Annotated in this window: 11 protein-coding genes; 8 read left to right on the top strand and 3 right to left on the bottom strand. The window is 71.7% G+C overall.

Annotated features, from left to right (window positions below):
• The 6 genes from IFT73_RS18145 to IFT73_RS18170 all read left to right on the top strand — a co-directional run.
• Positions 1-238: acyl-CoA dehydrogenase family protein (locus tag IFT73_RS18145; protein WP_256435567.1), on the top strand; the 238-nt coding region annotated here is incomplete at its 5' end.
• An 8-nt stretch (positions 239-246) separates the two neighbouring features.
• Positions 247-993, top strand: a complete 747-nt coding sequence (locus IFT73_RS18150) for an enoyl-CoA hydratase-related protein (RefSeq protein ID WP_192168842.1) — start codon at positions 247-249, stop codon at positions 991-993.
• An 88-nt stretch (positions 994-1,081) separates the two neighbouring features.
• Positions 1,082-2,356 carry a carboxypeptidase regulatory-like domain-containing protein gene (locus IFT73_RS18155; protein WP_192168843.1) on the top strand — a complete coding sequence of 425 codons (1,275 nt, stop codon included), beginning with the start codon at positions 1,082-1,084 and terminating at the stop codon, positions 2,354-2,356.
• A gap of 115 nt (positions 2,357-2,471) precedes the next feature.
• The gene (locus tag IFT73_RS18160) at positions 2,472-3,647 is read left to right on the top strand and encodes a carboxypeptidase-like regulatory domain-containing protein (protein ID WP_192168844.1); all 1,176 of its coding nucleotides are present in this window, start codon (positions 2,472-2,474) and stop codon (positions 3,645-3,647) included.
• 84 nt (positions 3,648-3,731) lie between these two features.
• Positions 3,732-5,213, top strand: coding sequence for an ABC transporter substrate-binding protein/permease (locus IFT73_RS18165; RefSeq protein WP_192168845.1), 1,482 nt, complete (start codon positions 3,732-3,734; stop codon positions 5,211-5,213).
• Positions 5,210-5,989, top strand: a complete 780-nt coding sequence (locus IFT73_RS18170; protein WP_192168846.1) for an amino acid ABC transporter ATP-binding protein — start codon at positions 5,210-5,212, stop codon at positions 5,987-5,989. The genes IFT73_RS18165 and IFT73_RS18170 overlap by 4 nt, the downstream gene beginning before the upstream one ends.
• A gap of 10 nt (positions 5,990-5,999) precedes the next feature.
• Here IFT73_RS18170 and IFT73_RS18175 read toward each other — a convergent pair whose 3' ends face one another.
• Both IFT73_RS18175 and IFT73_RS18180 read right to left on the bottom strand, forming a co-directional pair.
• A complete protein-coding gene (locus IFT73_RS18175) occupies positions 6,000-6,872 on the bottom strand; it encodes a hypothetical protein (protein WP_192168847.1) in 873 nt (290 codons plus the stop codon).
• A gap of 86 nt (positions 6,873-6,958) precedes the next feature.
• Positions 6,959-7,753 carry a hypothetical protein gene (locus tag IFT73_RS18180; RefSeq protein WP_192168848.1) on the bottom strand — a complete coding sequence of 265 codons (795 nt, stop codon included), beginning with the start codon at positions 7,751-7,753 and terminating at the stop codon, positions 6,959-6,961.
• Between the two features lie 162 nt (positions 7,754-7,915).
• Between IFT73_RS18180 and IFT73_RS18185 the strand changes: the two genes are divergently transcribed.
• Together IFT73_RS18185 and IFT73_RS18190 are read left to right on the top strand one after the other, a co-directional pair.
• Positions 7,916-10,027 (top strand): UvrD-helicase domain-containing protein, encoded by a 2,112-nt coding sequence (locus IFT73_RS18185; protein ID WP_192168849.1) that lies wholly within the window; start codon positions 7,916-7,918, stop codon positions 10,025-10,027.
• Positions 10,024-11,640 (top strand): metallophosphoesterase, encoded by a 1,617-nt coding sequence (locus IFT73_RS18190; protein ID WP_192168850.1) that lies wholly within the window; start codon positions 10,024-10,026, stop codon positions 11,638-11,640. The genes IFT73_RS18185 and IFT73_RS18190 overlap by 4 nt, the downstream gene beginning before the upstream one ends.
• A 13-nt stretch (positions 11,641-11,653) precedes the next feature.
• Here IFT73_RS18190 and IFT73_RS18195 read toward each other — a convergent pair whose 3' ends face one another.
• Positions 11,654-12,865 carry an ArgE/DapE family deacylase gene (locus tag IFT73_RS18195; protein ID WP_192168851.1) on the bottom strand — a complete coding sequence of 404 codons (1,212 nt, stop codon included), beginning with the start codon at positions 12,863-12,865 and terminating at the stop codon, positions 11,654-11,656.
• Positions 12,866-13,067 lie beyond the last annotated feature (202 nt).

Here is a 13,067-nt window from a genome sequence, read left to right on the forward strand (position 1 = left end):
GGGCGACGTGATGCGGGCGGCGGAGGCCGCCAACATGGCCAAGTACGCCGCCGGCGAGGCGGTGTGCAACGCGGTCGACCGGGCGATCCAGACGCACGGCGGCAACGGCCTGGCCACCGAGTACGGTCTCGTGCAGATGCTGGCGGGGTCACGCCTGTCGCGCATCGCCCCGGTGAGCCGCGAGATGGCGCTGAACTTCGTGGCCCAGTTCAGCCTCGGCCTGCCCAAGTCGTACTAGGAGCCACCATGACCGAGCTCGTCCACCTCGACGTCGCCGACGACGTCGCGACCATCACGCTCGACAGCGAGCGCAACCGCAACGCGCTGAGCCGTCAGCTGGTGTCCGAGCTGATGGCGCACCTCGCGGCGGCGGACGCCGACGAGTCGGCCCGCGCCGTCCTCGTCCGGTCGTCCGGCACGGTGTTCTGCTCGGGTGCCGACCTGTCCGAGGCCGCCGAGGGCGGCATGGTCGAGGGCGCGAGGGCGCTCATCACCCTGCAGCGCCGGATCGCGACGCTGGGCAAGCCCGTCGTGGTCGAGCTGGCCGGCGCGGTGCGCGCGGGCGGTCTCGGCGTCGTGGGGGCCGCCGACATCGTCGTCGCGGCCGAGTCGGTGACGTTCGCGCTCACCGAGGTGCGGCTCGCGCTGGCCCCCGCGGTGATCTCGCTCAGCCTGCTGCCCCGCCTGACGTCGCGCGCCGCCTCCGACCTGTTCCTCACGGCGCGGACGTTCGACGCCACCGAGGCCGTCCACCACGGCCTGGTCACCCGGGCGGTGCCCGACGCCGAGCTGCAGGCCGAGGTGGCGCGGTCGCTCGCCGACGTCGTGAAGGGCTACCCGCAGGGCCTGCGCGAGACCAAGACGCTGCTCAACCACGACCTCGTGGCCCGCATCGACGCGCTGGGCGACGACCTCGCGGCCCTCTCGGGCGAGCTGTTCGGCAGCGACGAGGCCCGCGCGGCCATGACGGCGTTCCTGCAGCGCAGGAGGTAGACGGGATCTCGCATTCGGCCACGCGGTGACGGCGTGCCCGGTTAGGGTCGGGGGCTCTCTTCCCCCCTTCTCTTCCCATGGAGATCTCGTGCGTCCACGCTTCCCCCGCCGCTCGGCGCTCGTCTCGGTGCTCGCCGGTGTCGCGCTGGTCTGCGGACCCCTGTCGTCCACGCCCGCACAGGCCGCCGACCTGTCCGTCACGGGTGTCGTCGTCGACACCGCCGGTCAGCCGGTGGCCGACGCCAGCATCGCGGTGTGGGTCAAGGACGAGGACGAGGGCGCGTTCGTGCCCGACTTCGTCGGTACCGAGACGGATGCTCGCGGTCGTTACGCCCTCGACCTCGAGCCGGGGACGTACCGGTTCGGCGTCTTCGCCGACGAGCGGTACGTGTCGGAGTACTACAACGACGCCACGCGGCTGAAGTACGCCACGTCGGTCGTGGTGTCCGACGCGCCGGTCCGGCTCGACACCGTGGAGCTCGAGCTGCTGCCGACGATCGAGGGGTCCGTCCGCACGCCGTCGGGTGCTCCCGTGCCGTACTCCTACGTCATGGCCATCACGGGCGATGCCACGACCGGGTGGGACAGCGAGCACGTCGCCGAGGTCGAGCCCGACGGCACCTACTCGATGCCGGTCGAGCCGGGGACGTACCGGATCGGGTTCTTCGACGAGGACGACGACTACCGCGCGGAGTACTGGGACGACGCCCCGTCGATCGCCGGCGCCAAGGACGTCGTCGTCGGCGCCCGGGGCGTCACCGGCATCGACGCCGTGCTCACGCCCATGCCCGTCACGCCGCCGACCTACCGGACGATCCAGAACTTCTCGAAGCCGCGCGCCGAGGGGTACGCGGCCGTCAACACCGTCATGACGTCGGTCGACGGCACGTGGTCGTACTACCCGGCGGTCTTCTCCCGCCAGTGGCTGCGCAACGGGACGCCGATCCCCGGCGCCACGGATGCCCGCTACCGGGTCACGGCCGCCGACCTCGGCGCCTCGCTCTCCGTGCAGGTCACGGCGTACGCGCCGTCGATGAACTCCGCATCGGTCACGAGCGACCCGGTCGGGCCCATCCGCTGGCACACCAAGATCGACGCGACGTCGCGTCCCGGGCGCAAGAAGGCCACCGTCACGGTCAAGGTCACCTCGCACGGACCCGTGCCGAACACCGGCACGGTGCAGCTGCGCCTGCGCGGCAAGATCGTCAGGACCGCCGCGGTCCGCAACGGCCGCGCCGTCTTCCGGTTCTCGAAGCTGCCGAAGACCAAGGTGCGCTACGACGCCTACTTCTTCGGTGACGAGAGCGTCTACGGCGCCCGCGACGCGGTGTGGGTCAGGTTCAAGAAGCCGTCCAGGAAGTAGGACGGCCCGTGGCCGGGTGGCCGCGCCGCCGCGGTGCTGGGCGCGGAGCCGGATCGTGGGTTAGCGTCAGGTCGTCTGCGCACGACCACGTCACCCTCACCCAGGAGCTCGAGCCATGAAGATCACTCCCCTCCGTCGGGCCGGGGCGCTCGTGGCGACCCTCGCCCTGGCGGCCGGCACCCTCGGCGCCACGAGCACGTCGGCGAGCGCGGGCACGACGGGAGTCCTGACCGGCACGGTTCTCGACACGAACGGTGCGCCGGTGGCGAGGACGTTCGTCACGATCAACAGCCAAATCGTGCCCACCGACGACAACGGCACGTTCGCGGTGACCGTCCCGGCGGGCACCTACACGGTGGGGGTGAACGATGACTGCAACGTGCTGAAGGACTTCTTCGTCCAGAACGTCATTGTGGCCGCCGACGTCCAGCAGAGCATCACCCCCCGGTTCACGGAATCAGAGCCAAACCCGGACCCGTCGCCCCAGGTGTGCCCTCGGGTGCTGCCGAGGATCATCGGGACGCCGCAGCTCGACGTCCCGCTGACCGCGACGTCTGGGGTCTACGCGCAGGCCGTCTCGTCGATTACCTACCAGTGGTTCGTCGGTGTGTCCCGCGTACCTGGCGCGACGGGCCCCACCTACGTCCCGACCATCGCCGACATCGGCAAGGCGGTCTACGTCGAGCTCAGGGTGTACTCGCCCGAGGCGGCGATGTACTACACCCCGGCCTTCCCCGACGGCGGTGCCGTTCGGGCCGGTGCCTTCTCGTTCAGCGCCACCCCGACGGTCAGCGGTCTGCCGATCATCGGCCGCACCCTGTCGGCGTCCCCCGGCGCGCTCACGCCCGGCGCCGCCGTGAGCTACCAGTGGTTCCGTGACGGCCGTGCGATCACCGGCAGGACCGCCCGCACGTACCGCGTCGCGAAGGCCGACTACAAGAAGCGGATCACGGCCACCGTCACCTACAGCCGTCCCGGCTACACCACGGTCGTGGGTCAGGCCGGTCCCTCGTACCGCGCCAAGCGGAAGGGCAAGGTCTCCGCGCGCACCAGCGTCCGCAAGCGCACCGTGACGATCAAGGTCGCGGTGTCGCCAAGGGCGTCGAAGCGGTCGAAGGGCAAGATCATCGTGCTCGAGAACGGGCGGACGCTGAAGCGGGCCTCGGTCAGGGCCGGCACGTCCTCGGTCAAGGTCACGGGCCTGAAGCGGGGCCGGCACCGGCTGACGATCGTCTTCGACGGCTCGAAGAACCTCGGCACGACCGCCAAGACGGTCCGCGTCCGGGGGTAGCGGACGGGCGCCCGGGTGATGGCCGCGTGCACGTCGGGCGGTGGCACCGTACGGTCGGAGCACACACGCCGACGAGGGGACGACATGCGGCACGTACTGAGAGTGCTCGCGCTGCTGCTGGTGGCGCTGGTCGTCGCGCCGCTGGCCGGGGCCGGCTCGGCGGGCGCGGCGACCGACGACCGGCCGGTCGTGCGGGTCGGCACCGAGGGCACCTACCCGCCGTTCTCGTTCCACGACTCCGACACCGACGACCTGACGGGCTACGACGTCGAGGTCATCAAGGCCGTCGCCGAGAAGGCCGGCTGGCGGCTGCAGTTCGTCGAGACGACGTTCGACGCGATCTTCGCGGCCCTCGACGCCGACCGCATCGACGTCGTCGCCAACCAGGTCACCGACAACCCCGAGCGGCAGGCCCGCTACGGGCTGTCGGACACGTACACGTACTCGCGCGGCGTCATCGTGGTCAAGAAGGGCACGACGGGCATCACGTCGCTCGCCGACCTCGAGGGCAAGACCACGGCGCAGTCGCTGACCACGAACTACGCCGAGCTGGCGCGCGAGGCCGGTGCGAAGGTCGAGGGCGTCGAGGGGTTCGCCCAGGCGGCCGCGCTGGTCGTGCAGGGCCGCGTCGACGCGCTGATCAACGACAACCTCGCGGCGCTCGACTACCTCAACACCACCGGGTCGGACGCGATCGAGATCTCCGGCGACGCCGGCGACGAGGTCAGCCAGCAGAAGCTCGCGTTCCGCAAGGACGACACGGCCCTGCTGCAGCAGGCGAACGAGGCGCTCGCGGCGCTCAAGGCCGACGGCACGTTGGCGAAGATCTCCGAGAAGTACTTCAAGATCGACGTCAGCACGGAGAACAGCGGCGAGGCCGACCTGTCGGGCGGGCGCGCGGTCCGCAGCGACGCCGACATCGTCAAGGACGCCGCCTGGCCGATGCTCCAGAAGCTGTTGATCGCGACGATCCCCATCACGGTCGTCAGCTTCGCGCTCGGCCTGGTGCTGGCGGTCGCGGCGGCGCTCGCGAACATCTCCGGCAGCCGGGTGCTGCGCGGCATCGCCCGCACCTACATCTCGATCATCCGCGGCACGCCGCTGCTGGTGCAGCTGTTCATCGTCTTCTACGGCCTGCCCGAGATCGGCATCGACCTGCCGCCGTGGCCGTCGGCGATCCTCGCCCTGAGTCTCAACGTCGGCGGGTACGCCGCCGAGATCGTCCGGTCGGCGATCCTCTCGGTGCCGAAGGGACAGTTCGAGGCGGCCGCGACGATCGGCATGGGCTACTGGCAGAGCCTGCGGCGCATCGTCTTCCCGCAGGCGGCCCGCACGGCCGTCCCGCCGTTGTCGAACACCCTGATCTCGCTGCTGAAGGACACGTCGCTGCTGTCGGTCGTCCTCGTGACGGAGCTGTTCCGGCAGGCGCAGATCGCGGCGTCGGCCGCTCAGGTGTTCTTCCCGCTGTACCTCCTGGCCGCCCTCTACTACTGGGTCGTCTGCGCCGCGCTCGCGGCCGGGCAGGGCAGGATCGAGACCCGACTGAACAGGTTCGTGGCACGATGACCGATCCCACCGCACCCCTCGTCGACGTCCGTGGCCTCGCCAAGGCCTTCGGCGACAACCACGTGCTGCGAGGCGTCGACTTCGCGGTCGACCGCGGCACCACGACGGTGCTGCTCGGCCCGTCGGGCTCGGGCAAGACGACGGTGCTGCGCTCCCTCAACGTGCTCGAGACGCCCGACGCCGGCGTCGTCCGCATCGGTGACGTCGAGGTCGACTTCGGCTCGCTGCCGCAGCGACGGAGGGACGTCCGCGAGCGGACGGCACGTCTGCGGGCGCAGAGCGGCATGGTCTTCCAGTCGCACAACCTGTTCCCGCACAAGACCGTTCTCGAGAACGTGATCGAGGGTCCGGTCCAGGTGCAGGGCCGGCCGAACGACGAGGCCGTCGCCGACGCGCGCGAGCTGCTCGAGCAGGTGGGCCTGGCCGAGAAGGCCGACCAGCACCCCTTCGAGCTGTCCGGTGGTCAGCAGCAGCGCGTGGGCATCGCGCGGGCCCTGGCCCTGCGGCCCAAGGTCGTCCTGTTCGACGAGCCGACGTCGGCGCTCGACCCCGAGCTGGTCGGCGAGGTGCTGGCCGTCATCAAGGACCTCGCGACGCAGGGGTGGACGACGGTCATCGTGACGCACGAGATCCGCTTCGCCGAGCAGGTCGCCGACCAGGTGCTGTTCCTCGACGAGGGCGTCATCGTCGAGCGCGGCTCCAGCGCGCAGGTCATCGGCGACCCGACGCAGGAGCGCACCCGGCAGTTCCTGCAGCGCATCCTCGACCCGGGTTGATCCCCGGACGTCAGAGGTACGGCGTGCTCCTGCCCGGGTAGGTGCAGGACGCCTTGGGGTTGCCGAGCACGATGCGGGCGACGGGCTCGCCCGACGCGACATCGGCGGGCGGAACCGACACGACGACCGGCAGGTTCGGGTCGAGGCTCTCCGACAGCCCGCGGGACGGCTCCCAGTAGCCCCCGCCACGCTGCAGCGTCTCGCGGGCCAGCACCCGCGCGCCCTGCGAGACCGTGACGGTGCCGCTGGCGGCGCGCGACGACTGCGACACGGCGAGCTTCATGTTGAAGCGCCAGCAGTTGTATCCCGCGATGCCGAAGACGGCGCTGCCGCCGCTCGAGATCGCGTACGACAGCGACCAGCGGGCCGTGGCGTCGCGCCCGTTGCCCGTCTGCTCCTTGTCGGAGCGGACGACGAGCGGGGCCGACGGATCGGGGTTGCTGGCCGCGGCGTCGTGGAACCGGTCCAGCAGGGGCCACTCGTACGCGTGCGCCGTGACCGTGCGCGTCGTCGTCCGGCGGCCGTTGCCGGCGGACTTGACGATCTCGACCCGGTACGTGCCGCCCTCGGACGGCGCGAACCGCTTCGAGAAGCGTCCCTTGCGGTCGAGCCGGGCGGTGCCGAGGGACCGGCGGACCTGGGCGCGGGTGTGGACGTTCGTGACGTAGATGCGGACCTTCCTGCCCGTCAGCCGCGACGAGCCGGCCTTCACCCGTCCCTTGACCAGCGTCGTGCGGTTGCCGCCCGTGGACGAGTCGAGGTCCATCTTGCGGTTGTCGACCGACGCCGCGATCGAGAACGACCGCGAGCGGGCGGCCTCGGCAGGACTGAGCAGAGCGCTCGACACCACGACGGCGATGAGCAGGACCAGGACTTTTCGCACGGCAGGCACTCTCCACGACAGGACTAAGGTCCTCGTAGACTACGGCGCTCGCCGGCGCGCGGCACGCTTTCGGGAGAGATCGCCCGTCAGCGCACCGCGGCGGACTTCGCCGGGTAGGTGCACGCGGCCTTGGGGTTGCCGAGCACCATCGTCGTGCCGGTGGCGGTCACGACGACCGGGTCGTTGGCGCGCATCCGCTTGGTCTCGGTCTTGGTGGGCTCGACGAACCGGTCGCCGCGGCTGAGGCTGCCGGCCTTGATGGTGCGGCCGCCCTGGCTCACGCGGTACGAGCCCGATCCGCCGGTGCGGTCCGAGACGCCGATCTTGAAGTTGATGCGGAAGCACGCGTAGCCCTGCGTGGCGAAGGTCGCCGACGACCCGGCGGGGATCTCGTAGGCCGTCGACCAGTACCCACCGCCGGCCGAGGCGGCCTTGTCGGGGCGGGTCACACCGGCACCGCCGGCGAAGAACCGGGCGAGATTGGTGAACCGGTACACGTAGACCTTGGTGACGTCCTGCCCGGTGCGCTTGCCCTTGCCGGCCCGCTTGACGACCTTGACGCGGTACAGGCCGCCGTCCTTCGGCTTCCACTTCTTGGCGAAGCGCCCGGACGACGACAGGCGGTCCGAGCCGATGTAGCGGTAGCTCTGGTTGCGGGCGCTGGTGTTGCTCGCGTAGAGGTAGACCTTCTGACCCTTGACCTTGCCGCCGCGCACCTTGCCCTTGATGACGGTGCTGCGGTTGCTGCCGTCGTGCGAGGTCAGGTCGAGCTTGTTGTCGCTGCTGCTGGCCGAGACGCGGTACGACGACGCGGCCTCGGCGGCGGTCATCGGTGCGGCGACCAGGGCCGCGGTGGCGATGGCGATCAGGATCTTGCGCATGTGTCCCCCATAGGTCGAAAGTCCTGTCTCGACGGTACGTCGCCCGTGCCGGGTCGGCCAGCCGACCTGTGATCGGGGCGACGTCCGCGGAGCGAGCATCCGCCTGCGCCGCGATTCCGCCACGCCATAGAATGGTGCGTTCTCCATCAGTGAAGGAGTGGGGTGAGCTCACACAACGCGGAACAGCGCGAGATCGAGGCCGAGCAGGCATATGTCGACACGGTCTACGAACGACTCGACGCATCCGCCAAGGTCGCCCAGTCCCTCGTGGTCGAGGGCATGGCCCGCGGCCACGTCGGCAACGAGGGCGGTCTCGTCGAGCGCGACGCCATGGTGTTCCAGGCGCAGCGCCGGCTGTCGGCCCTGAACGCGGCGCACGACGGGCTCGTGTTCGGTCGCCTCTCGATGATCGACGGCCAGTCGCGCTACATCGGACGCATCGGCGTGCGCGACGCCGATCGCGAGATCCTCCTGATCGACTGGCGCGCCCCCGCGGCCGCGACGTTCTACCAGGCGACGGCGCAGGAGCCCGCCGGAGTCGTCCGACGCCGTGTGCTGCGGTGCGCCAACGACACCGTGATCGGCGTCGAGGACGACCTGCTCGACGGCGACAACGCGCCCGACGACATGGTCGTCATCGGTGAGGGTGCGCTGCTGGCGAGCCTGACCCGGGCGCGCGACACGACGATGCACTCGGTCGTCGCGACGATCCAGAAGGAGCAGGACGAGGCGATCCGCGCCCCCAGCCGCGGCGCCACGACGATCGGCGGCGGTCCGGGCACCGGCAAGACCGTCGTCGCGCTGCACCGCGCGGCCTACCTGCTCTACACCGACCGCCGGCGGTTCGAGTCAGGCGGCGTGCTGGTCGTCGGGCCGTCCAACGTCTTCATGAACTACATCGAGCGGGTCCTGCCGAGCCTCGGCGAGACCAGCGTGACCCTGCGGTCGCTCGGCGAGGTCGTCGACGGCATCCGCGCGGGTCGGCACGACGAGTCGGTCGCGGCGGCGGCCAAGGGCTCGTCGCGCATGGTCGGGTTCCTGGCCAAGGCCGCGGCGGCGCCGATGCCGGGCACCCCGACGGAGTTCCGCTACTTCTTCAAGGACGACGTCCTGCGCCTCGACGCGGCACAGCTCGACAAGCTGCGTCGCCAGCTGCTGTCCAACGCCAAGCGCAACCGGGCCTACGCCCAGGCGCCCGCGGTGCTGGTCGAGGCGCTGTGGCGTCAGGTGCGGGGCGAGCGCGCCCTCGAGAAGGGCCGCGAGGACTTCGTCGAGATCGTCACGACCGACGACCGCTTCGTCGACTTCGTCGAGCAGTGGTGGCCGCCGGTCGAGCCCGTCGAGATCTGGCGGACCCTCCCCGACGTCATCGACCGCCTGTCGCAGGGCACGTTCAGCCGGGTCGAGGTCGCGGCGCTGAAGGCGTCGTGGGCCGCGGGCGAGCCGAGCATCCAGGACGTCCCCCTCGTCGACGAGCTGCGCTACGTCATCGGCGAGCTGCCCGAGGTCTCGGACGACGATGACGACGCCCCCAAGCAGCTCATGAGCTTCGAGCGGCGCGAGCGCGACGAGCGCGTCGACCGGTTCCGCTCGACGCAGAGCATCGAGGACGACGGGTTCGCCCACGTGCTGGTCGACGAGGCGCAGGATCTCTCGCCGATGCAGTGGCGCATGCTCGGACGCCGAGGCCGTCACGCCAGCTGGACGATCGTGGGCGACGAGGCCCAGTCGTCGTGGCCGCACCCGCGCGAGTCGGCGGCGGCCCGCAAGGCGGCGCTCGACGGCAAGCCCGAGCACGCGTTCCGGCTGTCGACCAACTACCGCAACTCCGCCGAGATCTACGAGCTCGCCGCCAAGGTCGCCGCGATCGGCGTCCCCGACCCCGACCTCGCCGACGCGGTGCGCCGCACGGGCGAGGAGCCCCAGCACCTCGTGGTCGACGGCCCCGCGCTGGTCGAGGCCGTGAGGCGCAGCGCCCGTGACGTCCTCGACCGGGTCGAGGGCACCGTCGCGGTCGTCGCACCGCGCAGCTCGCTCGAGGGGCTGCGCGCCGATCTCGCGACGCTCGTCGCCGAGCACCCCGACCGGCTCAAGGTGCTCGACGGGCTCGACACCAAGGGCCTCGAGTTCGACGGCGTCGTCGTCGTCGAGCCCGACGGCATCACCGACGAGTCGAGTGCGGGCTGGCGGACGCTGTACGTCGTGCTGACCCGCGCCACGCAGCTGCTCACGACGGTCGGCACGACGGAGCGCTGGAGGGAGCGCATCTCGTGAGGACGCTCGTCAAGATCGCCGGCGTCCTCGCCGTCGTGCTCGTGGTCGCCGCCCCCACGGCGTGGACCCTCTTCCTGCAGAGCGACCGGTACCTCGTGCTGGGGGCGCACGAGGCGACCGTCCGTCCGGCCACGGACGGGCACGCGACACTCGACTTCGGCGCCCTCCTGCCCCAGGTCAGGGTGCCGGTCGACGTCCCCGGCGACCTCGGCGTGTCGATCGACCTGGGCGACAGCCAGGGCGCGGGGCTCGAGGAGATGCTCGCGCGCGACGCCGTGATCGCCAGCCAGCCCGACGGCGAGATCCGCGCGGTGCGCGCCGCGATGGTCTCGATGGCGACGTCCGCGGCCCTGCGGGGGCTCGGCGTCGGCCTGCTGGCGGGGACCGTGACGGTCCTGGCCTGGGTCGCCGTCGGATCCCGCCGTCGCGACGAGCTCGGGTCGCGCCTGACGCGTCCGGCCCGCTCGCAGGTGCTGATCGCCTCGGCGACGGCGCTGGTCGTGGTGGGGTCGCTGGTGCTCGTCATCGTGCCGGGCGACGACGGCCAGCCGACGCGGCGGTGGGTGTCGCTGACCGAGGCCTTCCCCGAGCTGCCCGCCGACAACGCCGGGCTGAAGACGATCCAGCTCGCGGAGGGGTCGGCCACGAGCTCGAGCCGTGCGCTCGTCGAGGGCGCCCTCTACCTGTACCGCGACTCCGTCAGCTTCTACGAGGCGCTCGACGAGAGGGCGCAGCAGGCCGTGGTGCGCACGCCCGAGGAGGGGCAGACCACCGCGCTCGTCGTCACCGACCGCCACGACAACATCGGCATGGACCCCGTGGTCCGGACGATCGCCGACCAGGCGCGGGCGCGTCTGCTGATCGACCTCGGCGACGACACGGGTCAGGGCGCGTCGTGGGAGTCGTTCAGCATCAACTCGCTGGCCCGGGAGTTCGAGGGCTTCGACACCGTCGCGGTCGCCGGCAACCACGACACCGACTCCGTCGCCGAGCAGATGGCCGACAAGGGCTTCACGGTGCTCGACGGCGAGCCCGTCGAGGTCGGCGGTGTGCGCTTCCTCGGCGCCAGCGATCCCCGGGGCACGAAGCTCACGGGCTACACCGAGGACGCCAAGACCCGCAACGGTGGTCTGGCCGAGCAGGACACCGCCCTGCGCGACGCGGCGTGCGCGGCCGACGAGGCGGGCGAGCGCGTCGGCGTGCTGGCCGTCCACTCGTGGTCGTCGGGCAGCGAGGTCGCGGCCAGCGGGTGCGTCGACCTCGTCCTGACCGGCCACCTGCACTACCAGGTGGGCCCGAAGGCGATCGACGGCCCGGGCGCGACGACCACGACCCGGCTGACGACGGGCTCGACGGGCGGTGCGGTGCTGCCGATCGCGCTCGGCAGCAGCCTGCGGCGCCAGGCGCAGGTGTCGATCGTGACGTTCGACGCCGACGGCGTGCCCGTGGGGCTGCAGGTCGTGTCGTTCAACCCGTCCAAGACGATCGACGTCGGCGACTACACGACGCTCCCGCTGCCGTCCGCGGGTGCCGAGCAGGCCGCCCCCGATCCGGTCGAGGACCCCAGCGCCGACGAGACGGCCCAGCCCGAGCAGCTCCCCACCACCCCCTGACGGGTCGGTGCGGTCAGGTGCAGCGGGCGATGATCAGCTCGGCGTAGGCCGTCGCGCAGGCGACGACCTCGGCGATGCTGACGGCCTCGTCGACGGCGTGGGCGTCGGCGATGTCGCCCGGACCGTACTGGACGGTTGGGACCCCCGCGGCCGCGTACTGGCGCAGGTCGGAGCCGTACGGGGCGCCGACGAGCTCGGGCAGGGGCTGCCCCGCCGCGACGACGGCCGTCGCGACCTGGTCGCCGAACGGGTCGCCGGCGGGCAGGCGCCCGGCGGCGAAGTGGCCGCCCGGCCACGTGACGACGGGCGGGTTCTCGGCGAGCCACGCATCGGTCTGCGCGACGCGCTGCACGGCCTTCTCGAACACGGTCTTGGCGTCGGCGAACGTCTCGCCCGGCATGACGCCGTAGCGTCCCTCGGCCACGAGCTGGTCGGGCACCGTGCTGGCCCAGTCGCCCGCGCGCACGATGCCGACGCTGATGGGCCACGGCAGCATGCCGAACGGCTCGGGCGGGGCGGTGTTGCGGACGTCCTCGAGCTCGGCGAGCGCGCGGTGCACCAGCTCGAAGGCGCTGATCGCGCTGTGACCCGTCGCGCGCATCGATCCGTGGGTCGAGCGGCCCTGCACCTGCAGGCGGAACGTCAGGGAGCCGGCGTTGGCCGCCACGACCTGGCCGGCGGTCGGCTCCGCGATGATGCAGGCGTCACCGGTGTGGCCGCGGCGCAGGGTGCCGAACGTGCCGATGCCGCCGTCCTCCTCGCCGACGACCGTGTGCACCGCGAACGGCCTCGACAGCTCGAGACCGCTGACGGCCCGGGCCGCCGCGATGATCGCGATGACACCGCCCTTCATGTCGCACACGCCGCGGCCGAACCAGCGGTCGTCGACCTCGCGGACGTGCCACGGGTCGGAGTTCGTCCACGAGTCGGGCTCACCCGGCGGGACGACGTCGACGTGGCCGTTGAGGATCAGTGCCGGCGTGCCGGGGCCGGACGTGCCGACGACGCCCCACGCCTCCTCGCGCTCGACCTCCTCGCCGGGGTAGTCGGGATCGGCGCGCAGGGCGTCGAGGTCGAGCCGCCACTGGTCGACGTCGAGGCCCAGGCCCGTCAGGGTCGCGGCGCACCACCGCTGGGCGGCCACCTCGGCGTCCGAGCCGCCGGTGCTGGGGATGTTGACGAGCTGGGCCAGGTCGCGCCTGATCAGGTCGACGTCGATGTCCATGCGGCCAGTCTGGCACCGCCGCCGACGAGGGGGTTACCGCCCTGCGGGGAGAGGGTTGCGGCCCCTGCGCAAGGGCCGCAACCCTCTCGTCGAGGGGCGACAAGGGTCTCGTCAGCGGTGGGGGTGCGGTGCTGCGCTAGGCTCCTGTCATGTCGACCCAGCACCTCACGTGGTGGCGCCACCTGTAACGGTGGCCTGTCGA

It is taken from the genome of Aeromicrobium sp. CFBP 8757, assembly GCF_014841755.1.
In the GTDB taxonomy this organism is placed as follows: Bacteria; Actinomycetota; Actinomycetes; order Propionibacteriales; family Nocardioidaceae; genus Aeromicrobium.